The 24748-nt window shown below is 46.1% G+C and carries 22 protein-coding genes and 1 tRNA gene; 10 read left to right on the top strand and 13 right to left on the bottom strand.

What is annotated here, in order from left to right:
- Positions 1-5 precede the first annotated feature (5 nt).
- Entirely contained in the window at positions 6-3632 is a 3627-nt protein-coding gene (dnaE, locus tag FD975_RS02700) for a DNA polymerase III subunit alpha (RefSeq protein WP_215302905.1), read from the bottom strand.
- 15 nt (positions 3633-3647) lie between these two features.
- Here dnaE and gluQRS point away from each other — a divergent pair, with 15 nt between their 5' ends.
- Positions 3648-4601, top strand: a complete 954-nt coding sequence (gene gluQRS, locus FD975_RS02695; protein ID WP_251371387.1) for a tRNA glutamyl-Q(34) synthetase GluQRS — start codon at positions 3648-3650, stop codon at positions 4599-4601.
- Here the strand turns inward: gluQRS and FD975_RS02690 are convergent.
- The 3 genes from FD975_RS02690 to FD975_RS02680 form a co-directional block, all read right to left on the bottom strand.
- Complete coding sequence (locus FD975_RS02690; RefSeq protein ID WP_215302903.1) at positions 4588-6006, bottom strand: DEAD/DEAH box helicase; 1419 nt, start codon at positions 6004-6006, stop codon at positions 4588-4590. The two genes, gluQRS and FD975_RS02690, sit on opposite strands and share 14 nt — an antisense overlap.
- Before the next feature lie 6 nt (positions 6007-6012).
- The gene (locus FD975_RS02685) at positions 6013-6417 is read right to left on the bottom strand and encodes a heme-binding protein (protein ID WP_215303777.1); all 405 of its coding nucleotides are present in this window, start codon (positions 6415-6417) and stop codon (positions 6013-6015) included.
- Positions 6418-6546: 129 nt separating this feature from the next.
- A complete protein-coding gene (locus FD975_RS02680) occupies positions 6547-7731 on the bottom strand; it encodes an alanine--glyoxylate aminotransferase family protein (RefSeq protein ID WP_215302901.1) in 1185 nt (394 codons plus the stop codon).
- A 179-nt stretch (positions 7732-7910) separates the two neighbouring features.
- On the opposite strand from FD975_RS02680, the gene FD975_RS02675 reads away from it, so the two are divergent.
- Both FD975_RS02675 and FD975_RS02670 read left to right on the top strand, forming a co-directional pair.
- Entirely contained in the window at positions 7911-8594 is a 684-nt protein-coding gene (locus tag FD975_RS02675; RefSeq protein WP_251371383.1) for a GntR family transcriptional regulator, read from the top strand.
- Positions 8591-11677: an FAD-binding and (Fe-S)-binding domain-containing protein gene (locus FD975_RS02670; RefSeq protein ID WP_215302899.1), complete on the top strand. Its 3087-nt coding sequence runs from the start codon at positions 8591-8593 to the stop codon at positions 11675-11677. The genes FD975_RS02675 and FD975_RS02670 overlap by 4 nt, the downstream gene beginning before the upstream one ends.
- Positions 11678-11698: 21 nt before the next feature.
- Here FD975_RS02670 and FD975_RS02665 read toward each other — a convergent pair whose 3' ends face one another.
- Genes FD975_RS02665 through queG form a run of 3 tightly spaced genes read right to left on the bottom strand, consistent with a single transcriptional unit; the run spans position 11699 to position 13962 of the window.
- Positions 11699-12040, bottom strand: a complete 342-nt coding sequence (locus tag FD975_RS02665) for an AzlD domain-containing protein (RefSeq protein WP_215302897.1) — start codon at positions 12038-12040, stop codon at positions 11699-11701.
- On the bottom strand, positions 12040-12825 hold the full coding sequence (locus FD975_RS02660; RefSeq protein WP_215302896.1) for an AzlC family ABC transporter permease: 786 nt from the start codon (positions 12823-12825) through the stop codon (positions 12040-12042). The genes FD975_RS02665 and FD975_RS02660 overlap by 1 nt, the downstream gene beginning before the upstream one ends.
- Positions 12826-12867: 42 nt before the next feature.
- The gene (queG, locus tag FD975_RS02655) at positions 12868-13962 is read right to left on the bottom strand and encodes a tRNA epoxyqueuosine(34) reductase QueG (RefSeq protein ID WP_371743389.1); all 1095 of its coding nucleotides are present in this window, start codon (positions 13960-13962) and stop codon (positions 12868-12870) included.
- Positions 13963-14005: 43 nt separating this feature from the next.
- Between queG and tsaE the strand changes: the two genes are divergently transcribed.
- From tsaE to FD975_RS02640, 3 genes are all read left to right on the top strand, one after another.
- Positions 14006-14536, top strand: coding sequence for a tRNA (adenosine(37)-N6)-threonylcarbamoyltransferase complex ATPase subunit type 1 TsaE (gene tsaE, locus FD975_RS02650; protein ID WP_215302894.1), 531 nt, complete (start codon positions 14006-14008; stop codon positions 14534-14536).
- 2 nt (positions 14537-14538) lie between these two features.
- On the top strand, positions 14539-15876 hold the full coding sequence (locus tag FD975_RS02645) for an N-acetylmuramoyl-L-alanine amidase (protein ID WP_215302892.1): 1338 nt from the start codon (positions 14539-14541) through the stop codon (positions 15874-15876).
- Positions 15877-15961: 85 nt separating this feature from the next.
- Positions 15962-16037: transfer RNA gene (locus tag FD975_RS02640), tRNA-Lys, on the top strand.
- A gap of 258 nt (positions 16038-16295) precedes the next feature.
- Here the strand turns inward: FD975_RS02640 and FD975_RS02635 are convergent.
- The 5 genes from FD975_RS02635 to FD975_RS02615 all read right to left on the bottom strand — a co-directional run bounded on the left by FD975_RS02635 (position 16296) and on the right by FD975_RS02615 (position 20596).
- Positions 16296-16943, bottom strand: coding sequence for a hypothetical protein (locus tag FD975_RS02635; RefSeq protein ID WP_215302890.1), 648 nt, complete (start codon positions 16941-16943; stop codon positions 16296-16298).
- Between the two features lie 303 nt (positions 16944-17246).
- On the bottom strand, positions 17247-17489 hold the full coding sequence (locus FD975_RS02630; RefSeq protein WP_215302889.1) for a hypothetical protein: 243 nt from the start codon (positions 17487-17489) through the stop codon (positions 17247-17249).
- A 486-nt stretch (positions 17490-17975) separates the two neighbouring features.
- A complete protein-coding gene (locus tag FD975_RS02625) occupies positions 17976-18368 on the bottom strand; it encodes a VOC family protein (protein WP_215303772.1) in 393 nt (130 codons plus the stop codon).
- A gap of 82 nt (positions 18369-18450) precedes the next feature.
- Positions 18451-19386: a hydroxymethylglutaryl-CoA lyase gene (locus FD975_RS02620; protein ID WP_215302886.1), complete on the bottom strand. Its 936-nt coding sequence runs from the start codon at positions 19384-19386 to the stop codon at positions 18451-18453.
- A 13-nt stretch (positions 19387-19399) separates the two neighbouring features.
- Positions 19400-20596, bottom strand: a complete 1197-nt coding sequence (locus FD975_RS02615) for a CaiB/BaiF CoA-transferase family protein (RefSeq protein ID WP_215302885.1) — start codon at positions 20594-20596, stop codon at positions 19400-19402.
- A 112-nt stretch (positions 20597-20708) separates the two neighbouring features.
- Here FD975_RS02615 and FD975_RS02610 point away from each other — a divergent pair, with 112 nt between their 5' ends.
- The 4 genes from FD975_RS02610 (at position 20709) to FD975_RS02595 (ending at position 24127) form a co-directional block, all read left to right on the top strand.
- Positions 20709-21623 (top strand): LysR family transcriptional regulator, encoded by a 915-nt coding sequence (locus FD975_RS02610; RefSeq protein WP_215302883.1) that lies wholly within the window; start codon positions 20709-20711, stop codon positions 21621-21623.
- 109 nt (positions 21624-21732) lie between these two features.
- A complete protein-coding gene (locus FD975_RS02605; protein WP_215302882.1) occupies positions 21733-22479 on the top strand; it encodes an SDR family oxidoreductase in 747 nt (248 codons plus the stop codon).
- A 62-nt stretch (positions 22480-22541) separates the two neighbouring features.
- On the top strand, positions 22542-23198 hold the full coding sequence (locus tag FD975_RS02600; protein WP_215302880.1) for a DsbA family oxidoreductase: 657 nt from the start codon (positions 22542-22544) through the stop codon (positions 23196-23198).
- A 2-nt stretch (positions 23199-23200) separates the two neighbouring features.
- Positions 23201-24127 (top strand): LysR substrate-binding domain-containing protein, encoded by a 927-nt coding sequence (locus tag FD975_RS02595; RefSeq protein ID WP_215302878.1) that lies wholly within the window; start codon positions 23201-23203, stop codon positions 24125-24127.
- 15 nt (positions 24128-24142) lie between these two features.
- Here FD975_RS02595 and FD975_RS02590 read toward each other — a convergent pair whose 3' ends face one another.
- On the bottom strand, positions 24143-24727 hold the full coding sequence (locus FD975_RS02590) for a DUF3501 family protein (RefSeq protein ID WP_215302877.1): 585 nt from the start codon (positions 24725-24727) through the stop codon (positions 24143-24145).
- Positions 24728-24748: the final 21 nt, after the last annotated feature.

The raw sequence follows: 24748 nt of genomic DNA, 5'->3' as shown, positions 1-24748 counted from the left end.
CTGATTTAGAGGTACTGAACCTGAACTGTATTAGATTGCTTGGCCGCCAATATTTGATTCAGACTATGCAAGCAGGCATCATCAGGATAGATGCGCAACTCTTCTGGGAATTGCATCAAGCAAGCTCCGCCACTAGTAGTGACTGCAGCCGTGAGCATTAAACCCTTTAAGCCTTCGCTAGCACTTGGCATAGCGGCTGCTGCGGGGCCCAACTTGGGATCTCGCACTCGATTACTCATCAAGTAAGGCCCAATTTGGCTACGTAAGGATTTAAGATCAATCGCTGAATCAATCGATAAATGGATATTGCGAGCAAAACGCATGCGCGCACCCGTAATGTCCATCACCGCCTCTGATACGATCCGCATTCCGCCAGAAAACTTGTCGGGTGTAACGTTCACTTTCGCTACTAATAACTCATCTTCTTTGAGCCAAGAGCGATTTGGTTCATATACCTCGCTATAGAGGGTCACTTCTATTGCAGCGGTGCCATCATCAATTGTTGCAATCATCATACGGCCACGCTGACCCGTCAGCATGCGGGCAGAAGTAATAATGCCGGCGATCAACTGATCTTTACCCTCCGTCACTTTAGCCAATGGTTGACGAATGAAATGCGCCGTCTCGTCGCGATAGGCGTCAAACATGTGGCCCGTTAGGCAAAGTCCTAAGGCGCTCTTCTCATCTTGAAGGCGTTTCTTTTCAGACCAGACTGGTTCGCGCACCAATTCAGGCAGGTGGCGATCCTCTTCCCCTGCTACCTCAAACAAACTGACTTGGTTGATTGAAGCTTCCGCTTGTTCTGCCGCCTCGATTGCACGCGCTAAAGAAGCCAATAAAGTGGAGCGAATATCGTAAGGATTACCGCCGGCAGGAATAGAGTCCTTATACAAACTATCAAAGGCGCCAGCACGCATCAAAGCTTCAATTGCTCGACGGTTGACTTGCCTACGATCAACGCGTGCGCAGAAATCAAATAAATCTTTGAAAGGTCCGCCAGCTTCACGCGCCTTCACAATCACTTCAATTGCAGCCTCACCGGTACCTCTCACTGCGCCCAAGCCATAGCGAATATGACTGATCGGAGAATCTGGAGCAGCATCTGGGGCACGTAATGGTGTGAACACATAAACGCCAGTATTAATATCTGGCGAGAACACCCGAATATTGTTTGCCAAACAATCGTCGTACAGAATCTTCACCTTATCGGTGTCATCCATCGCGAGCGATAAGTTGGCCGCCATAAATTCAGCAGGGTAGTAAGCCTTAAGCCAGGCAGTTTGATATGCCAAGAGTGCATAAGCAGCAGCATGGGATTTATTAAATCCATACCCTGCAAAGCGCTCCATCAAGTCATAAATCTCGTTGGCCTTGCCTTCAGTAATACCGCCGGCTTTTGCACCATCACTAAAGATCTTGCGATGCTGTGCCATCTCTTCAGGCTTCTTTTTACCCATGGCACGACGCAACATATCGGCACCACCAAGTGAGTAGCCACCAATCATCTGGGCCATCTGCATCACCTGCTCTTGATAGACCATGATGCCGTAGGTTTCTTGCAGAACGGGCTCAATACGCGGATCTGGATACTCTACTTTTTGACGACCATGCTTACGCTCAATAAAGTCCGGAATCAAATCCATTGGACCTGGGCGATAGAGTGCGACGAGCGCAATAATGTCTTCAAAGCGGTCAGGCTTGGCTTCACGAAGCATGCCTTGCATGCCGCGACTTTCTAGCTGGAAGACTGCGACCGTATTGGCATTCTTTAAAACTTCAAAGGCCTTTTCATCATCGAGTGGGATTTCACCAATATTCCAATCTTTACGATCAGCATGCAGCGTCTTAATCCACTTCTCAGCAGCCGCCAAAATAGTCAGCGTCGTTAAACCCAAGAAATCGAACTTCACTAAGCCAATAGCTTCTACGTCATCTTTGTCAAACTGACTAATGACGGAGCCGCTCTCTTGATCTTTAGAATCTTTTGCCTCTTGTGTATAAAGCGGACAAAAATCGGTCAAACGACCAGGGGCAATCAATACGCCACCCGCATGCATACCGACGTTACGGGTCATGCCTTCAAGCTGCTGTGCAAGAGATAAGAGCTGGCGCACTTCATCTTCATTCTTTTCGCGCTCGCCTAATTGCTTCTCTTCCTTCTTAGCCATTTCGATAGTCATGTACTGACCTGGCTTATTCGGAATCAACTTGGCGATACCGTCAACGAAGTTATAACCTTGCTCCAGCACACGACCCACGTCACGAATCGCCGCTCTGGCAGCCATCGTTCCAAAGGTCGCAATTTGACTGACCGCATCTTTGCCGTACTTATCTTTTACGTACTGAATAACGCGATCGCGCCCATGCTGGCAGAAGTCAATATCGAAGTCGGGCATCGATACCCGCTCAGGATTTAAGAAGCGCTCAAAGAGGAGGTTGTAACGCAGTGGATCAAGATCCGTAATACCAAGTGAGTAAGCAACTAATGAGCCGGCACCAGATCCACGACCTGGGCCGACTGGTACACCATTGTTTTTTGCCCAATTGATAAAGTCCGCAACAATCAAGAAGTAACCTGGGAAACCCATTTGAGAAATGGTCTTCACCTCGAAGACTAGTCGCTCGTGATAACGAGCCTCTTCCTTTGCACGCTCTTCTGGATCTGGGAAATTGCGCTCCATATGGCGCTTCAAACCAATCTCCGATTGCTGCAATAAATAATCGTCGAGCGTAATACCAGGAGGCGTTGGAAAATCCGGTAAGCGTGGCTGACCTAAAGTTAAAGAGAGATTGCAACGCTTGGCAATCTCCACCGAATTAGCCAATGCAACAGGCAAATCTACAAAACGCTTTTCCATCTCCTCTTGAGATAAGAAATACTGCTCTTCATTAAATTTCTTGGTGCGACGAGGATTGCCTAAGAGCTCTCCTTCAGCAATACAAACCCGCGCCTCATGGGCCGTGAAATCACTTCTTTGCATAAATTGCACTGGGTGCGTAGCAACTATAGGTAGATCTAATTCACTTGCGAGATGGCAGGCTAGCTGAAGTTGCTTTTCATCTTGAGGATGGCCGCCACGCTGCACTTCAATGTAAAAAGTATTTGGGAATAACTTTGCCCAATGTTTAGCAGCATCTTTAGCTTGATCTTCTTGGCCAGCTAAGAGCGCGCTACCCACATCACCCCAGCGTCCACTCGAGAGCGCAATCAATCCATATGCCAGCGTTCTTTTTGCAGCTTTATCTTCAGCTTTAGAAGCGGGCTCACTAAACCACTTGGGATCTACCTCTGCCCGACCACGAGATTGATTCTCCAGGGAGGCTTTGCTTAATAGCTGACATAAATTGAGGTAGCCAGAGTGGTTTTGTACCAGGAGCAATAAACGATGGGGTTGATCTGGGTCTTGGGGGTTGCTAATCCAAACATCAGCACCTGCAATTGGCTTAACTCCGTTTGAGCGTGCAGCACTATAAAAACGGACTAAGCCAAATAAATTACTCAAATCAGTGAGCGCCAAGGCTCCCATGCCGTCTTTTTCGGCTGCAGCTACCGCATCATCAATACGAACGACACCATCCGTAATTGAAAACTCGGAATGGACGCGCAGATGAACAAAACGGGGTGAAGCCATGAGATCATTTTAGCTGTGCCGAACCTCAAAAACCCCTCACCCCCAGCCGACGGCTATCGCGGGCGCTTTGCCCCCTCGCCTACTGGCCCGCTTCATGCGGGATCCTTGGTTGCCGCCCTAGGAAGCTGGTTGGATGCCCGACAAAATCAAGGGAAATGGCTAATCAGAATCGAGGATTTAGATACCCCCCGCTGCATTCCGGGGGCGGATCAAGAAATCCTACGCCAGTTGCTTGCCTGCGGGCTTAGCTGGGACGGGGAGCTAACCTGGCAATCCAAGCACCAAGATCGCTATAAAAAGGCTCTAAAGCGCTTAAATGAGCTCCAAACCATCTATCCCTGCACCTGTTCCAGGCAAAGCATTGCAGGCGCTCTAGAGGCTCGTGGTGTAGTCACACCTCGCAATCAAGAAATGGTCTACCCAGGTAGCTGCCGCCCCCAACAAATACCCCTGTATGAGGATGAAAACATCTTTAAGGTTGAAGCGGCCTGGAGGCTTGCCCTGCCCCCAGATCTCAGTATTCATTTTGAAGATTTAGCCCTAGGGAAGCAAAGTCAAAACCTGAATCAAGAAGTGGGCGATTTTGTATTGCGTCGTCGGGATGGCATATTCACCTATCAGCTTGCCGTAGTGGTAGATGATGCCGAACAAGGCATCACTCATATTGTGCGTGGTGCAGATTTACTGAACAACACAGCACGACAAATACATCTACAAAGTATATTGGGATATCCAATACCAAGCTACTTGCATCTACCACTAGTGCTCGATGCGCATGGTGAAAAACTCAGCAAGCAAACTTTGGCGAACGCTATTCATACAGAAAATGCACAACAGGCTTTACAAGAATTACGTAAAGCCGCAAAGCACTTGGGATTGAAAGATCTTCCAGATGGAAAAGATACTTCGATTGCTGAGTGGCTCTTAGCTGCCACCCAAGCTTGGAATAGAAAAATTACTTCTTCTTAAAGCCACCGAGCAGAGCACCAACAGCCGGTCTTGCAGGCGTAATGCCCACTTTTTTCTCTTCAGGATTACTAGTCTCTGATGATGACTTGTTGACAGCGCTAGGCTCATAAGGCTTATAGAAAAAAGGATCCGACATTTTGGCCGGCGCATCTGATCTAGTTGAGCTTCTGCTAGGAGCGTAGCTAGGATTACCTTCGGGTAGCGGCTGGATATCCAACTTGCGTTTCATCAACTTTTCAATATCGTCGAGTAAACGTTTTTCACTAGCATCGACCAATGCAATCGCATCACCTTTGCTGCCTGCGCGACCCGTACGGCCGATACGGTGAATAAAGTCTTCCGCATTAAATGGCAACTCATGATTAATCACGCAAGGCATCGATGGAATATCCAAACCACGTGCAGCTACGTCAGTTGCTACCAGAGCCTCGATCGCGCCAGATTTAAATGCATCTAAAGTGAGAGTACGCTCGCCCTGACTCTTATCACCATGAATCGCGCCCGCTTTAATACCATCACGCTCTAATGAACGCGCTAATCGAGCACAACCTAAACGACTGTTAGTAAAGATGATGCACTGACGAGATAAACCTTGACGAGTGCGCGCTTCAAGGACCTTCACAATCGCACGCTGTTTGTCTTCGCTGGCTACCATATGCACTACTTGCTTGACAGTATCGGCTGCAGCATTTTGGCGTGCTACTTCAACAGTAACCGGTGTGCGCAAATAACTTTGCGCTAATTTTTTAATCTCTGGTGAGAATGTTGCTGAGAACAAGAGTGTTTGGCGCTGCGCGGGAATCAAATCAATGATGCGCTGCAAGTCGGGCAGGAAGCCCATATCCAACATACGATCCGCTTCATCTAAAACCAAAATTTCTACTTGGGAGAGATTGGCAACTTTAGAACCAATGTGATCTAACAAGCGCCCTGGGGTAGCAATCAAAATCTCTACACCACCACGCAATGTAGCAACTTGCTCTTTCATATCCACGCCGCCGTACACCACGGCAGCACGCAAATCAGTGTGCTTGGAATAGCTTGCTGCATTCTCGGCAACTTGCACAGCTAACTCACGTGTCGGCGTTAGTACCAAGGCGCGAATTGGGTGACGAGCTGGCGAAGCACTACTACTTGCATGACGCAGGATCTTTTGAATAATTGGCAATACAAAAGCAGCCGTCTTACCGGTACCAGTCTGGGCAGCGCCCATCAAATCACTTCCAGCCAAAACGTGCGGAATAGATTGCGCTTGAATCGGAGTTGGGGTGTTGTAACCCTGCTCAGATACCGCTTTTTGAATCTTTGGATCTAAGCCAAAGTCAGCAAAGGTAATTGTTGCTGGGGTGGCGCTACTCTCAGTAGCGCCGGTAGGGGAATTTATTTCAGGAACAGTATTTGTCAAGGTAACTTACAGAATGGCTGCAATGCCGGCCTTTGCGGTTTCGGCATCCTCAGTCGATTTAACGCCGGAAACACCGACTGCGCCGATGGTAAACCCATTTACCTCGATATTGACGCCACCTTCCAACATGCCCGAAATATGTGGGGCAGATAAAAAGGAAATGCGTCCGTTATTAATAATTTCTTCGTAAACACGGCTCTCACGTTTACCCATTGCAGCAGTACGCGCTTTTTCTTGAGCGATGTACGCAGAGACAGGAGCACAACCATCACGACGCGTTAATCCCAATACATGCCCGCCATCATCACAGACACAGATAGTCACTGCCCAGTTATTTGCTGCAGCATGCTTATCTGCTGCATCCAAAATCTTCTGAACATCAGCCTGGGTTAAATATGGTTTAGTTGCCAACATGTGAAATCTTTCTGTCTCGAATATGTTTTATTTGATGAAAGTACTATCTATATAAGTACTTGAATTATAAGGGGTGTTGGCCGATAGATTCACCAGCTGACACCCCATTTACACCCAACTTACTGATTATTTTAGAAATTCTTGGGCAGCAACAACACCGCTTGCCTTAGGCTTGTAGCCCATCGCGCCCAAACTCATCTCTACCCCACTTAGTGCAGCCATCAGACTGAGCTCATTGCAATCACCCAAATGGCCAATACGGAAGGCCTTACCTTTAATTTTTCCAAGGCCTGTACCCAGGGATAAATTGAACTTCTCCAGAGCATGCTTACGTAATACATCTGCATCCATACCTTCTGGTGTAGCAATACAAGTGAGTACTGGCGAGTAACAATCTTTATCTTGGCACTGGATTTCTAAGCCCCAAGCATTCACCGCTTCACGGCAAGCAGCTGCAAGACGTTGGTGACGAGCAAAGATATTGTCTAAGCCTTCAGCCATCATCATATCCAAAGCCTCATGTAAGCCATACATCAAATTGGTACTAGGCGTAGTTGGCCAGTAGCCTGATTTATTGGACTCCAAGATCTCATCCCAAGCCCAATAGGCCTTAGACATCTTGTTCGTTTTACTAACTTCAATTGCGCGTGCTGACAAGGCATTAAAACCAATGCCTGGAGGCAGCATTAATCCTTTTTGTGAGCCCGATACAGTGACGTCGGCACCCCATTTGTCGTGCTCGTAGTCTGCAGAACCCAAACCAGAAACGCTATCAACCAACAGCAGTGCTGGATGCTTGAGAGAATCAATTGCCTTGCGAACTGCGGCAATGTTCGAAGTTACGCCCGTGGAGGTTTCGTTATGAACTACACAGACCGCCTTGATTTCATGACCAGTGTCCTTGCGTAAGCGCTCTTCAATGACAGATGCATCAACACCCCACCGCCAAGTATCTTGACCAGGCTTAGTCACCACCTCAACATCCAAACCAAGACGCTTACCCAAAGCGCGCCACAAATTAGCAAACTGACCGGTTTCATAAAAGAGCACCTTGTCGCCAGGATTGAGGACGTTAACCAAAGCCCCCTCCCATGAACCCGTTCCAGAGGCTGAGTAAACAATGACTGGTTGCTCAGTTTTAAAGATCTTTTTAATGCCATCCAAAACCTTGAGGCCAAACTGACCAAATTCAGGTCCACGGTGATCAATCGTTTGATAGCTGATTGCCCGCAGGATGCGGGATGGCACTGGGCTTGGGCCAGGAATATGTAAAAAATGACGCCCTGAGAGGTGGTTATCTAGTTTTAGCATGCTGAGTCTCGCTTGGTTTTTGTTGTTAATCTTGCTGGCCAGTGTAAGGTACTTTTTAGTAATTTACAATTTTGTATGCAAAATATTTCCCAAATAAGTAAAAAATAAGCAATTTATAGCGTTATTTAAGGCTATTGATAGGTTATAGTAAATATGTATACAAAATTAAGGCATTTCATATGATGCTCACCGCACCACCAAATACCCAAAACCTACACGAGGTCACCTTCCAAAAGCTGCGAGCTTTATTGGTAGAGGGTGCCATTACACCGGGTAGCAAGTTAAATGAACGTGAATTAGCAGAACAGCTCAATGTGTCACGCACCCCTATTCGTGAGGCAATTCGACGTTTGGCTGCCGCCGGCCTAGTTGAGCTGATTGCCAACCGCGGAGCGATTGCAGTACAACTCACGCGGGATGACATCCTTCACACCTTTGATGTGATTGCGAACTTAGAAGGCTACTCCGGAGAACTAGCAGCGCAAAACATTAGCAATCAAGCTCTAATTGAACTGGAAGCACTTCAATATGAAATGATGGCCTCATATGCTCGCAGAGATCTCTCGAGCTACTACCAACTCAATCTCAAGATTCATCAGGCTATTAATCAAGCGGCAAACAATCCTGTCTTAAGCCAGCTCTTTACCCAAGTCAATGCCCGTATTGAGGCACTACGCTTTCGCTCCAACCAAGATGGCGTGAAGTGGGAGAAGGCAGTGGGAGAACATCAAGAAATGCTCGATGCATTAAAAGCACGTGACAGCGTGCGCATGCGCAAAGTCATGATGCAGCACGTCATGAATAAACGTGATGTAGTGATCCAATTAGTTGACTCAGAATCCAAACAGAAAGTTACAGCATGAACAAGCCACTCGATTTTCCTCTTCCAGAATTTGTTGCCAACAAGGCAGAGTTAGCTAAGCGCCTCAGGCAAGAAACCTCTGGTGAAGTAATGACCGATATGGCTAGTCGCGGACGTTATGCAACAGATGCTTCAATTTATCAAGCCATGCCAGTTGCTGTCTTTGTTCCCAAAACAGCCGAGGATATTGCAACAGCTATTCAGATTGCAGCTGATTTGGGTGTCCCAGTTTTGCCTCGCGGAGGGGGCACCAGTCAGTGCGGTCAAACCACCGGTACTGCACTCGTCATCGACAACACAAAATATTTCCGTAAGCTTCTACATGCGGATCCAGAAAAAGCAACTGCAGTTGTTGAACCTGGAATTGTTTTGGATCACCTCAATGCTGCACTTAAGCCTCATGGACTCTGGTACCCGGTAGATGTCTCTACTGCTGGTCAAGCAACCATAGGCGGCATGGCAGGCAATAACTCTTGCGGCAGTCGCTCTATCGCCTATGGAAACATGGTGCACAACGTTTTAGGGATTGATGCCTGGCTAGCCTCTGGGCAAGTAGCTAGCTTTGGAAATTACGCTAATAGCTCTGGCGCTGCAAAACAACTCGGTGACTTTGTAAAAGGTTTAGCCAATAGCCTCCAGCCTGAAATCGAAGCGCACTTTCCCAAAGTGTTGCGTCGTGTTGCTGGATACAACTTGGATGTCTTTCATCCACAAAGTGAGCGCCCGTATACACAAGATGGCAGTGTGAATTTGGCGCACCTGTTGGTAGGCAGTGAAGGTACTTTGGCGTATTTCAAATCGCTTGAGTTGAAATTGGCGCCCTTGCCACAACACAAAGTGCTTGGAGTGGTGAACTTTGCAAGTTTCTTCAAAGCAATGGATAGCGCGCAGCATATCGTCAAGCTTGGGCCCACTGCAGTTGAATTAGTCGATCGCACTATGATTGATTTAGCGCGTCACAACCCCAGCTTTAAGAAAACTATTGAGACTGCCCTCATTGATGCTAGCGGCCCCACTCCTGAAGCAATTCTCTTGGTGGAGTTCTCCGGTGAAGCGCACGCACCCTTGCTCGAGAAACTAAAGTCTTTACAGGGCCTTATGGGTGACCTAGGTCTGCCAGGCTCAGTAGTAGCTATGCCTGATGCTGGTTTGCAAAAGAATTTATGGGAAGTACGTAAGGCCGGCTTAAATATCATGATGAGCCTTAAAGGTGACGGCAAGCCAGTGAGCTTCATTGAAGATTGCGCAGTCCCGCTCGAGAGTCTTGCTGAATATACCCAAGCACTCACAGATGTATTTTCTAAGTATGGTTCACGAGGCACTTGGTATGCACATGCTTCTGTAGGTACCCTCCATGTACGCCCAATATTAGATATGCGCCGCGATGGCGCACAAAAAATGCGTGCCGTTGCTGAAGAGGCATCTGCATTGGTTCGCAAATATAAAGGCGCCTATAGTGGCGAGCATGGCGATGGACTTTGCCGTGGCGAATGGATCTCTTGGCAATTTGGCCCCAAGATTACTGAAGCACTTGCAGAAATTAAGCATGAATTTGATCCGAATGGATTATTTAATCCCGGCAAGATTATTGATCCACCGAAAATGGATGATGCGAGTAATTTCCGCTTCCCACCAAGTTATAAGGTCATTCCACTTCAGCCCGCTTTAGATTGGTCTGCCTGGAACGTACAAAATAATCCTGTCACTGAAGAGACCAGCGCACCGGGTACTGGCGGCGACCCGGCAATGGGCTTAGCCAAAGCAGTGGAGATGTGCAACAACAATGGTCACTGTCGTAAATTTGATGCGGAAGTGATGTGCCCAAGTTACCGCGTGACTCGCGATGAAAAGCACCTCACCCGTGGTCGCGCCAATACTTTACGTCTTGCACTCTCTAATCAATTGGATATTAAAGATGAAAGTTCACCCCTTGGTATCGACGCCATTAAGGAAGTGATGGAACTCTGTGTCAGCTGTAAGGCCTGCCGCCGTGAATGCCCTACTGGCGTCGATATGGCGAAGATGAAGATTGAGTTTTTGTCGGCCTACAAAAAACGGGTTGGGTACTCATTACGAGATCTAGCCGTTGCCTATCTACCGAAATATGCGCCGATCATTAGCAGCATCCCTGGTTTGCCTGCGCTACTCAATCTACGCAACCATATTGCGCCGATTGCCAAATTACAAGAATGGATCATGGGCATCTCTGCACAAAGAAGTCTACCAATCTGGAAAGCAAAAACATTCTGGAACAATCTGAATGCAATTGCACATTATCAATTTACCCCAGCCGAACTCAGTCAAGATGATGCCAATGGCAATAAAGGCGTTGTACTGTTGGCAGATACCTTCAATGCCTACTTTGAAGATGAGAATTTACAAGCAGCACTTGCGGTACTGAAGGCTGCTGGATATCGTGTCCATATTCCACAGAAGAGCTTGGCTAAGGAAAAAGCAGACTCCACACCAAATACGTGTTCCAAGGAATTTTGTTGTGGCCGTACCTATTTAGCTGCTGGTATGGTGGATAAAGCCAAAGCCAGTTTGGATGAGTTGGTAAATCATCTTGCGCCATTTGCAGAAAAGAATATTCCTATCATTGGTCTAGAACCTTCTTGCCTGTTTACCTTAAAGGATGAAGCTTTAGTCATGGGCTTTGGTGAGCGTGCGGTGACAGTAAGTAAGTATGTACAGCTCTTAGAAGAATTTTTAGCTCAAGAAGCAAAGAGTGGAAAACTGCGACTTCAGTTAAAGCCAGCCTCGCGCCCGGTGTTATTTCATGGTCATTGCCATCAGAAATCATTTGCTGCTGTAACACCGGCGATGGAGCTCTTGAAGTTAATCCCGAATGCTGAACCCAAGCTGATTGAATCATCCTGCTGCGGCATGGCAGGTAGCTTTGGTTATGAAGTTGAGCATATTGAGGTCTCAAAGCAAATGGCAGAAGCTAGCCTCTTACCAGCAATACGGAAGGCACCAGATAGCTGGGTGGTTGCAGATGGGACAAGCTGTCGCCACCAGATTGCCGATGGCACACAAAGAGATGCAGTACACATTGCCAAAATTTTGGCTGCCCATCTTTAAATCAAACTACTTAAGATTTGCTTAGCGTATAACGCCGTAAGCCAACATCAGAAGCGTTCCAGTCAATAGGGCTGGAACGAGGCGGTGGGTTGGTTTTGAAACCATCACACCCAAACTGAGAAGGCAAATCAGAATGCGAATCCATACAGGAACAGTTGCTAATAAGCCAATTGGCATCAATACCATTCTGACTACTAAAGCTGCAACCATGGCATAGGTTACTGCGGCAAGCCAACGAAAGATTTCACTGTCTTGGTTAATTTTTTTGGCGAGCAAAACACCAATGGCACGGCAAAAATAAGTTCCAAGAGTAGCGCCAGCTAAGGCAATCCATAAACCCCAGCCTTGAAGAGCAGTATTCATTAACCTATTACCCCTGCTTTCTTACGCAATACTTTGCGATCAAATAAATAGGCAGCAGTTCCAGCGACTAAACCAGTAGTCAGCAAGCTCGTATCGCGATCCAAAATAAAGAAAAAAGGACCCAGTACAAATCCAAGACCAATAGCAATTCGATTAATCCAGACCTTTACTTCTGTAAATGTCAGCAAAAAGAATAAAGGATTAATAAAAACCAAACCAAGAGTAATGGCTGGAGGCACCATACCAGCCAAGTAGTAACCCAAAATAGTACCGGGCACTGAGATCAGCCAACATAACAGACCAAGACCCATGAAATAACTCAGACGATGCTTTGCCTCAATAGTCTGAAACTCTCGCATCGAAATTGCCCATGCTGTCATTGCTAGCAGATGAACCGAAGCATAGAGACCGTGATTGCGATCTTTTTCATGGAGCTGAGGAAAGAGCGTCACAGTCATTGTGATAAAGCGCGTGGATGTCAAAGTCACTGCCAGTGCAATAGCTAGCAGTGAAGATCCTGTTATAGCCATCTCTAGCAATACCACCTGACCAGGCAATGCAAACATCAAGAAACTGGTGGCGCCGGTAAACCAGACATCCATACCATTCGTTTTGCCCATCGCACCAAAACCCACCATGCCTGCAAACAAGACCATAGCTGGGGCTCCTGCAGCATCACGAATGCCAGACCAAAAAGCATGACTGGAATCTTTAAAGCGTTGTGCAGCCGAACCTTCAAGAGCAATTTCGCTAGGGTCTATATCGGGTTTATCGGCTAATGACATGAAACGATTGTAAGTGAGATAGGGCTTAAGCTTCCAATTTATCTAGGCATCTAGGGCCCACTGAATATGCTCGGCCACTAAACTATCCGAGCTTGGCAAGCAGGCCAATAAAGCCTTTCTGAGGGAGCGTTTCTCAATCTCCGATACCTCACCATCAGCCAAGGCATTCCCCATCGCAACAGCTAAGTTTCTGCGCCAGCGGGTGTAACCAATACGACGAATTGCACTACCTTCGTGACGCTTCTCGAATTCTTCCTCAGTCCAAGACCAAAGCTGCAAGAGACTAGCTCTTCCAAGACCATGTCGTTCAGCAAAGTCAGGTAAGGCTGTACGTTGCGCAAATTTATTCCAAGGACAAATCAACTGACAGTCGTCACATCCATAAACACGATTACCCATTGCCCTACGAAATTCCACCGGAATGGCATCTGGGTTTTCAATCGCTAAATAAGAAATACAGCGTCGTGCATCTAATTGATAAGGGGCGGTAATAGCTTGTGTGGGACATACATCAATACAAGATTGGCAAGTACCGCAATGGGAATCTTCCTCTTGATCAATCGGTAGCGGGACATCAACCAATATCTCACCTAAAAAAAATGTAGACCCAGATTCACGATTAAGCAAGAGCGTATGCTTGCCTCGCCAACCTAAGCCTGCCTTACGAGCCAACTCCACCTCCATTAATGGAGCTGAGTCGGTAAATACACGATAACCAAAAGCACCAATTTGTTTTTCAATTCGTTGCGCAAACTCTTGTAAACGATTGCGCATCACCTTGTGATAGTCGCGCCCACGCGCATACATGGATACAACCGCCTGAGTCGGCTCAGCTAAACGCTGCCACTCATGGTCAAAATTAACTGTTGGGGATAAATAATTCATCGTGACGCAAATCACTCTCACAGCACCGGGAACCAGCATGCCGGGATCAGAGCGTAAATCAGCATGTTTAGCCATGTACTCCATCTGCCCGTGACGACCTTGCTCTAACCACTCATGCAGCCTCTCTGTGGCCGATCCAAGATGGGTATCAGTAATGCGCAAGCCATCAAAACCCAATTGACGAGACTGCTCATCCAGCCATTCACGAAGATGGGTCTGATCAACAGCGCTCGGCATTTGGGTAGAAGTCATGAGTAATACAGAATGTAGCTTAATAATTGAATAAACTAGGCAAATGGCTCAGAATTCATTTAATCAATATTGTAGGCAAGAAGCGGATACGACCGCATTGGCACAAAAGCTTGCCTTGGGCCTCAGCCATCTTTTTCAAGCAGACCAAAGCATTCACCTGAATATTTCCCTAGAAGGCGATCTTGGGGCGGGTAAGACCACTTTTGCCCGCCACCTGATACAAGCCCTAGGATATGCAGGGCGAGTCAAAAGCCCAACCTATACCTTGTGTGAGCCCTACCCTATTGAAATCAACAGTGACAACCCATCGTCAGCAGTAAACATTACAGCCCACCACTTTGATCTCTATCGCATGAGAGATCCACTAGAGTGGCAAGAAGCTGGCTTTGCAGAGCATTTTGATGAACCTGGATTCTGCTTGGTAGAGTGGCCGGGTAAAGCTGAAGGCACGCTACTAGCTTTTGATATTGAAATTCATCTCCGCGCCGGTGAAGATGAAAGCGCAAGAAATATTAGCCTGCAAGCCAACACCCGTCACGGAATAGCGGTTATAGAAGAACTATTGCCACAATAGAGATGAGCAAGTCACCCATCAACTCCTCTAGAAGAAAACATCTTAAAACTTCAGCAAAGATGCTGGGTTTCATTCTCTTCCTTGGCGAGGCAGAGATTGCTTGGGGTGCAAAAATCTTAGGTGTACGTATTTGGCCTGCAGAAGATTACACACGGATCACGATGGAATCCGATAAAGCACTACCGATTACACAGCAATTACTGAGCAATCCCGATCGCTTGGTGGTCGATGTTCAAGGTATGGAATTGAATTCCACCCTGAAAGATTTGGTAGCTAAGGTCAAGCCTAACGATCCCTATGTCTCACAAATACGTGTGGGGCAATTTCAACCTGGCATGGTGCGCATTGTTTTTGACCTTAAAGAGCCTGTAAAACCTCAACTCTTCACACTAGACCCCATTGCGGAATATCAGTACCGCATGGTGCTTGATCTCTACCCAGCGACTCCGCCAGATCCTTTGATGGAATTAGTTAAGAGTAGTGCCCGCAAAGAGAATGCGCTAGAAAAAGCCAATGAAGAAATCGATTTGATTGCACAGTTTGCAACCAAGAAAGAGAAGGAGGCTCCAAGGGCTCCGGTAGCCCAAGCTATCCCAGATGTAAAACAACCAGCTGCTCCAGCAAAACAAAAGCGCCTCATCACCATTGCAATCGATGCGGGTCATGGTGGAGAGGATCCAGGCGCTATTGGCGCGATGGGCTCTAAAGAGAAGAATGTTGTTCTTTCTATTGCGAAACGCTTGCGAGACAAAATTGATAATGATGCGTATATGCGTCCATTTTTGACTAGGGATGGCGACTACTTTGTACCACTCCATACTAGAGTACAAAAAGCACGTCGAGTGGAGGCGGATTTATTTGTATCGATTCATGCAGATGCATTTATCGAACCTAGAGCCAAAGGCGCATCCGTTTTTGCCCTATCCCAAATGGGTGCCAGTAGCACTACTGCACGCTGGATGGCCAACAAAGAAAATGCCTCTGACTTAATTGGTGGTATCAATATCAAGACGCAGGACAAGCAGCTTGCTAATCTTTTATTGGATATGTCCACAACCGCTCAAATTAAAGATTCTGTGCAAGTAGGGCAGTCGATCTTGAAGCAAATTGGTGGATTTGCTCCGCTACATAAAAATAAGGTGGAGCAAGCTAGCTTTGCTGTTCTCAGGGCTCCTGACATCCCCTCAATCCTCGTTGAGACAGCGTTTATCAGCAATCCTCAAGAAGAGGCTCGCCTTAATGATGATGCTTATCAAGACCGCATTGCAGAAGCAATTTTGAGAGGAATTAAGGACTATTTCTCCAAAAATCCACCTGTTGCCAGACGCGCCAACGCCTAGCGCACTTGTAAGTACAAGGCATACAGGGCAACACCTGAAAACCGGGGAAGCCAAACCAAGTTCTTGCTATAATTTCTGTCTTACTGGGTCGGTAGCTCAGTCGGTAGAGCAGCGGACTTTTAATCCGTTGGTCGCGAGTTCGAATCTCGCCCGACCCACCAGTATCAAGAAGCCCCCACTAGCAATAGTGGGGGCTTTGTCTTTCTGGTGTAAGGAAATGTTGCGCCTGCTTTAAGAACAGGCAATCCATGGGTTCGCCATAGGTAAGGATGATGGGCGCTCGAGGAGCAACAGCACTATAAGTGTGTTTTTAAAGGTTGGTTATCGGGTTCACCAACAAGAAGATTCAAAAAAATAGCGCAACAATTAGGCTGTTCAGATTCTCAATGGAATGTGGCTAAATTGATCCTTCGACACAACTAGTTAACAGGTGAATCTAGATGAAGTTTTTCGATACTCAAAACCAATTGGGTTAGCTTTTCTTTTTCATCGGCATTGAGTAAGCTATTGTTATCTTTAGATTGCAGCGAATACTCAGCATCCTCAAGTTCTCTTAAGATCTCCATAGCCTCTCTGCTCTTTGTCTTTTGACTTCCCTGTATTAATTGATACAAATTAAAGTACAGAGCAGAAAGACTTTTATTATCCAAATCTGAGTTCAGGGGAAATTTGCTTTTGAATATGCTAGCCAATGCGGTTTTTGCATCACCTACCGTCTTGCTGTGTCGAAGCAAATAACGCATATTTTGAATGCGATCGCCAATCTCAAATTGATAAGCCACTAATTGCTCTTTATTTTTTTGCTCCACTGCATAATGATGTTGTGCCTGCTGATAAAGTGTCCCACCACCCGAAATCAACACCGAGGAAATCAATAGCATCCCCAATGAACTATTCAAAAAATCCAATACTTTTGAAGAAGCTTTCTTTTCAATATCTTTAGCTGAGTCTTCTATCTTTTCAATAGTGGGCTGGCTTTTAGCAAATTCGCTTTCGAGCTTTAACTTAATTTCATGCCTAAAACGCTCTTCCGCCTCAATAATGGATTTTTTATCTTCTTGTAACATATTTTCTGACTCGAGAAATAGAAATAATTAGCCTCATCTTATGTCATTCCTTATATTCACACCATCTTTATGGTGAAATTCTTTCCTTAATCAATTCAAAAGAAACTCGGTAGCGCAATGCCTGCAGCGATTGAGTGTCACGTGTGGACAAGAGCGCTAAATGAGTTTCAGACTGCGTTGGTCGCGAGTTCGAATCTCGCCCGACCCACAAGTATCCTGGGTTGGTCGACAAAATTAAACCACCCGAAGGTGGTTTAATTTCTTTAGAACGGCAAAAGTACTTAGCGCCCTCATCTATCAGCATTAGAACTTTTGTTTAATTTGATAACCCTTTGCCTTCATGCATCCCAAAAATACATCAGAATCAGATGGGGCGCCACCACTGTTACCGTAGTATGTATTGGACTCTTTTATACAAGCTGCGCGGTCTTGGTTGTAGCGCTCAGGTGATTGACCCTTAGTGGGAATTAATTCTGTCTGTTGAGCACAAGCTGCTAATACAAGGCCTGTTGCCAGAGTTATCAATGTGGAGTTAACAATTTTCATGATCTGGTCCTTTGCGTTAGTAATGTAGTAATTCTATCGCAGCATCAGCGGGTCATTTTCTAAAAAAGCTTATCGCGAGTTCGAAAATGAAGTTTCAACGAAGTCAATCTCGCCCAATCCACCAATAGCAAAAGGGGTCACAAGAATGCGACCCCCTTCTTTTATCGCTCAGAATGTTTAGAGTTCTCTCTAGGCGATAAACAATTTATTCAGCAGTAATACTCGCATTCTTAATTACATTTCCCCAGTAATCATATTCCTTCTTTGTAAAGGTTGCCAATTGGGCTGGGGGCATTTTCTCAACAAAAGTTCCCAAGTCCTCTGCCATCTTTTGGGTATCAGGACGAGCTGGGAACAACTAGTGTTATTAGCTTATTTGGATAAGCTTCTTGAGCAAACCCAGATAAGGAAAAACTTCCAATTGAAAGGGTCGCTAGTGTTTTTATAAATATGCGCATCTTCATTTTTGTCTCCTTATTTACTTATTTAAATTAATTCAGATACTTCAATTAAATTTTGATCTGGGTCGCGCACATAAACTGAGTTAATTTTTTGCGTAGCACCGGTTCGAAGAACGGGACCCTCAATAATTGGCCATCCCGCTGCCATTAATTTCTCAATGACCTTCTCCAGCGGTCGATCAGCAATGAAACATAGATCTAGTGACCCCGGGGTAGGAATGTCTGCTTTTGGCTCAAACTCTTTTCCTTTAATGTGAAGGTTAATTTTTTGATTGCCAAACTTAAATGCCTTTCTCTCAACAGGTGGGGTTCCACCAATAAAGGATTCAAGCTTCATTCCAAGAACACGGGTATAGAAATCCACGCACTCAGCCTCTTTAGCTGTCGTAAGTACTAGATGATCTAGGTGATCAATCATCATTTTCTCCTCATATCAAATTCTTCCAGTTTGGGTGGTGCATCCGAAAACAGGGGTTTCGCAATCAAAGATTTTTTAGAATTTATTGCGCGCGACGTAACTCTTCAACATAACTTGGCTCGGGATGCAGTGCGTAAGTACTGCCAGCTTTGGCAACCTGACCTGGTACTTCATGACCGACGATCTGTGGCAACTCCTTAGCAAGCTGCAATAACTTAGATATGTTGATACCTGTGTCATATCCCATAGCATCGAGCATATGAATGGCATCCTCGCTAGAAATATTTCCGCTTGCTCCAGGCGCGTAAGGGCATCCCCCTAAACCACCGAGCGATCCATCAAATCGCACAATGCCAGACTGAACTGCCGCCAAGAGATTGGCTAAACCCATGCCTCGCGTATTGTGGAAGTGCAAAGTCAGCTGAATACTAGGAAAGCGTTTTTGCAGAGAATCGCACATCCTCTTTACCTGATCTGGATTGGCCATCCCCGTTGTATCGCAAATCGTAATCCCCCTCACACCCAGATCAGAAAAGCGCTGAGCAAATCCCTCCACAACATCTTGAGGAACCTCACCCTCCATAGGACAGCCAAAGCTGGTAGAAAGAGAAACATTAATGGGTGTTCTGCCATTAACGTATTTAATTACTTCTGCCAATCCGGCAAAACTTTTTTCTCTTCCCATTCGAAGATTCGCTAGGTTATGGGTTTCAGATGTGGACATCACCAAATTAAATTCATCAGCCTTAGATTCAAAGGCTCGCTCTGCGCCCCGAAGATTAGGCACCAGCACGGTGTATTCCACTTCAGGCAATCGTTTAATGCGACCCATTACTTCTTCCGCATCTCTGAGCATGGGGATAGACTTTGGCGAAGTAAATGATGTCACCTCGATTTTTGCGAAGCCACATTCACTTAGCTCATCCACCAACTTTACTTTGTCATCGGTAGGAATAAAGTTGGGCTCAATTTGAAACCCATCTCTTGTCACCACATCGTTAAAATATATTCTTGTCATGATCTTCTGTTCATTAGCTTTTAGTAAATGCAACACCGCGTTCTTTTAAGGACGTAACTTGAAATTCATTCAAGCCTAGGCTGCGTAATATCTCATCAGTATTCTCTCCAATATCAGGAGCTAGAGTCTTAATGGATCCAGGCGTACGAGAAAGTTTTGGAATCACACCAGGCACATCTAATTTGGATCCATCTTGCATTTGAATCGTTTCAATATTCCCCCGCGCCTTGTAATGAGGATCGCTAGCAATATCAGCAATGGTATAAATTCGACCGGCAGGAACTGAGACAGAGTCCAGAATCTCTAGAGCCTTATCAGTGCTAACTGTTTTAGCCCACACACCAATAGCCCCATCAAGCTCAGCAACACGCTTCACACGGCCATCGTTATTCTCTAGCTGAGGATCGCTACCCAGATCATCACGCCCGATGACGCCCATCAGACGCTTAAATATACTATCGCCATTGCCAGCTACAAGAACATACCCTCCATCTGCACACAGATAGGCATTGGTGGGAGCAATACCCGGCAAAGCACTTCCAGCTGCCTGTCTTACTTCGCCAAATGCACTGTATTCAGGTAATAAACTTTCCATGCAATTAAATACTGCTTCATACAGTGCGATATCAATAATTTGACCTTGGCCACTGTGATGTCGCTCTTGCAGAGCCAGTAATATTCCAATAACACCATGTAAGGACGCTAAGGTGTCACCAATGCTGATGCCCACCCGAACCGGCACCCTTCCAGGCTCAGCAGTAAGATGACGTAAGCCTCCCATGGCTTCTGCGACCACACCAAAGCCCGGCTTGTCACGATAGGGGCCAGTTTGACCATAACCACTAATACGAAGAACAATTAGGCGTGGATTTATTTCGAGTAATTTTTGTGGATCAAGACCCCACCCTTCCAATGTTCCGGGACGGAAGTTTTCAATTAATACATCTGCTTCTTTTACGAGCGTCCTGACAATTTCTTGAGCCTCTACTAGCTTTAGATCTAATGAGAGGGATCGCTTATTGCGTGACTGAACCTGCCACCAAACAGAGGTTCCATCCTTCAGCAATCGCCACTTACGTAGCGCATCACCCACATTTGGAGGTTCTATTTTGATAACATCAGCACCAAAGTCGGCTAAAGTTTTAGCCGCAAATGGGCCAGCAATCAACTGCCCCATCTCTATTACTTTCAACTTTGCCAATGGCTCCATAAGATCCCCTGAAATATCTTTTTAGCAAAGGTACTCCCATTCATCAGTCTTGAAAATTGCTATTTCAAGTCGATACCTTCTCATTTTGCGAAGGTATGGTTAGAATTACCCCATGAATAACCCGCTCAACCCCGCCAGAGTTGACTTTGTCACCCTCAAGCTCTTCTGCTCCATAGTGCAAACCGGGAGCATTACCAAGGGGGCGAGCGCATGCAACCTAGCTCTATCAGCTGCTAGCAGACGAATTTCTGAGTTTGAAGAGACGGTTGGCATCCCGCTACTCGAACGCTCTGTTAAAGGAGTCTCCATTACGCCTGCAGGCCATGCGGTGATGCAGCATGCATTAAGACTTTTTCAAGGCTTTGAACAATTAAGTAATGAATTGGGTGAATTCTCCAAGGGGGTAAAAGGCCACGTCAGACTCTGGGCAAATATGTCTGCCTTAACTGAGTTTCTACCAGCTTCACTGGCTAGCTTCCTAAAAATTCACCCTGAAATACAGGTTGAAGTGGAGGAGCAATTGAGCGGCGATATCGTAAGAGCATTGATGGATGGAATAGCGGATATTGGCGTCTTTGCGGAAGGCCCAGTTATATCCGGATTAGATACTCAAATCATTGGTAGAGATCAGTTGGTCATAGCCTGCAGCAAAGGACATCAGGTAAGTAAAAGAAAGCACATCTCATTTGAAGAATGTCTTCAATATGATTTTGTAGGGCTTAACAGAGGTAGCTCATTACTTGAACTCACTTCTCGAAGTGCTGAAAAACTGGGAAAACAAATGAAACTGAGAATTCAGGTTAGAAGCTACGATGCCATGTGCCAGATGATCGCAGTGAACTTGGGAATAGGCGTCTTACCACTTCAGGCCTGCGCAGCTCAAATCAAGGCATTGGATCTCAAGACTATTCAACTTGAGGATTCATGGGCCAAACGAAATCTTCTCTTAGCAATGAAGGCAAAAACCAATCAGTTACCTGCTGCAACATTACTTAGCCAACATCTTCTAAAACTAGCCCCAAAATAATTGCCCTAATCAGGTTTTGCCTAATCTTTTTAATTATTATCTAGCCACTAAAACAATCCCGCCCCTTACTCACTATGACTGAGTATGGCAAAGCTAGTAGTATGGAGTCATGTCAAAAGTCATGATTATTACTGGGGCAAGTCGCGGCATAGGAGCTGCAACTGCAAAACTAGCTGCTAGCAAAGGCTTCGCGGTGTGCGTCAACTATAAATCCCATGCTGATGAGGCCCAAGCCGTTGTAGATGAGATTCGGAGTAATGGAGGCCTAGCCATCGCCGTCAAGGCAGATGTCACTCTTGCTGAAGAAGTTAAACATCTCTTTACAGAAACGGTGCAAACTTTTGGGGGACTTCATGCCCTAGTCAATAATGCCGGAATTCTGGAAACTCAGATGCGCCTTGAGGACATGTCGAGCGAGCGCATACAGCGTATCTTTAATGCCAACGTCTTTTCGACGATTTTATGCATTCAGGCGGCAATCAAATTGATGTCCACTAGGTATCAGGGAACTGGTGGATCTATAGTGAATATTTCCTCTGTAGCTTCTCGTCTTGGATCCCCTCGGGAATATGTCGACTATGCAGCCTCTAAAGGTGCAATCGATACGCTAACAATTGGTTTGGCAAAAGAACTGGCCATTGACAACATTCGAGTGAATGCTGTTCGTCCTGGCTATATCGATACGGATATTCATGCGAGTGGAGGTGAGCCAAATCGGATTGAGCGCGTTAAGCAATTTATCCCCATGCAAAGAGGTGGATCTGCAACTGAAGTAGCCTCTGCAATTGTTTGGCTTGCCTCTGATGAATCCTCTTATACAAGCGCCTCATTTATTGACGTTGCCGGCGGAAACTAGCTTAAATTCCTTAGTCCATTGGAGGCAAGCATTTATGCCAATGCTTCTATAGAATAGTTTCTATGAAACCCACTATCAAAATTGACTTTGTATCAGACATAGCCTGCCCATGGTGTGCCGTAGGCTTAGGCAACCTCAATAAGGCTATCACCGCATTCAGTGACAAAGCAAACTTTGAAGTGCGCTTTCGACCTTTCGAACTTAATCCCAATATGCCCTTAGGCGGCCAGGATGCAATCGAGCACCTTACTGAAAAGTATGGTCTTACCGTAGAGCAAGTGCAGGCTAACCAAGCCCAGATTAGAGAGCGCGCTCTTGAGGCTGGCTTTAAGTTCCACCCTGAGGGTCGCAAGCGAGTCTATAACACCTTCGATGCACATCGTCTTTTACATTGGGCCGGTAAAGAGTATGGCCTTGAGAAGCAAGCAAGCTTAAAAACAGAATTACTGAAGACGTATTTCTGCCTGGCAGTCAATTTAGATGATCAACAAAACCTCCTCAATGCAGTCATTACGGCCGGCCTTGATCCAGATAAAGCAAAGCAGATTCTTGATAGCGGGCTATACGCAAATGAAGTACGCGAAGAAGAGGCTCAATATACTGGTGCAGGAATTCACTCTGTACCCTCAGTAATTCTGAACGACCAATATCTCGTCCAAGGGGCTCAAGCTCCTGAGTCATTTATCAACGCATTTGAACAATTAATTCAGACCGAATAAGCATGACCCTTACAGAACTTCGCTATATCGTCGCAGTTGCTCGAGAACGTCACTTTGGCAGGGCCGCTGATGCTTGCTTTGTATCTCAGCCTACCCTATCAGTAGCCATCAGAAAGTTAGAGGAAGAGCTCAACACGCAAATTTTTGAGCGTACTAATACTGAAGTTGCAATGACTAGTCTTGGCGCATTGATTGTCGATCAAGCCCAAAGAGTACTTGAAGAAGCTAACTCCTTAAAGCACTTGGCAAAGCATGGTCAAGATCCTCTGTCAGGTCCACTGAGGCTTGGCGCCATCTACACTATCGCGCCCTACTTGTTGCCTAGCCTAGTAAGGGTTGCACGAGAGCGCTTGCCCCATGCCCCGCTGTTTTTAGAGGAGAACTGCACTATTCGTCTATTAGAAGTCTTGCGTCAAGGAGCCTTAGATTGTGTAGTGATAGCCGAGCCCTTTGCCAGCACTGGACTAAACCAGATTGACCTGTATGACGAGCCATTTTTAGTCGCAGTACCCAAAGGCCACCCTTGGGAAAACCGAACATCAATCCCGCATCGAGAGCTTAAAGAGCAAAATACTTTATTACTTGGCACGGGTCACTGTTTTAGAGACCATGTTCTTGGCGTGTGCCCAGAATTGAATCGCCTTGGATCTGGCGCAACCATTGGAGAGCAGCGTAGCTTTGAAGGCTCATCATTGGAAACCATCCGTCAGATGGTGGCTAGCGGTATCGGGATTTCAGTACTACCAAGAACGTCCGCATCTGATGCCGCCTCTTCGGATCAGCTCATTCGTTACATCCCATTTGAGGACCCTATTCCAACCAGACGAGTTTGCCTCGTCTGGCGGAAGAACTTTCCACGGGCCGCCGCAATGAATGAGCTAGCTGAAGTGATTCGCCAATGCGCCCTACCAGGTGTTCAATACCTGTAAGACCCGCTCCTTGGTTTAACTCAAATCAGAAACGAGTGAGGCTAAAGTTTCTGGAGGGAGCGTCTGAACATGCATTGGGTAACCCTTATGGTCACAACCTACCATCATCTGAGCACCCGCTTTTAAGGCCATCTTCATATCGTTTGTAAGATCAAAGCGCATAAAGTGCACTGCAGAGGTTTTATTAGCGGTTGAGCGCTCTAAGTCTTCGTCAGCAATTGCATAAACACGTGGCTGACCTTCAACTTCGATAAACATTTGATGCTCAATACCCACCAACTTCGCAAGTGCAACTTTACGATCCGCCTCATTAGGGTATTCAATCATCATAGTGGCTTTGAAATCTGATCCACCTGGCACTAGAGGGTTATAGGCATTCAACTCATCTTCAATGCCATCCTCCTCAAATGTTTTTTCTACGCGCAGCATCTCTTGAATTTGATAGCGCATTAAAAATTCATTTTCGAAAATCAGTGTGACGTGATCTCCAAGATGAACGGTTCTTAGACGGCGCTCTTTAATCGCCTTTTCACGAAAAGCAGGACGCTCTTTGTGATAAGCCTCAAGGCTCAATAAACTATCGCGAGTAATTGTTCTCATGCTGCTGTGTTCCTATTAATA

It is taken from the genome of Polynucleobacter sp. AP-Jannik-300A-C4, from assembly GCF_018688335.1.
GTDB lineage: Bacteria > Pseudomonadota > Gammaproteobacteria > Burkholderiales > Burkholderiaceae > Polynucleobacter.
This window is presented reverse-complemented; position numbering and strand designations above follow the sequence as displayed.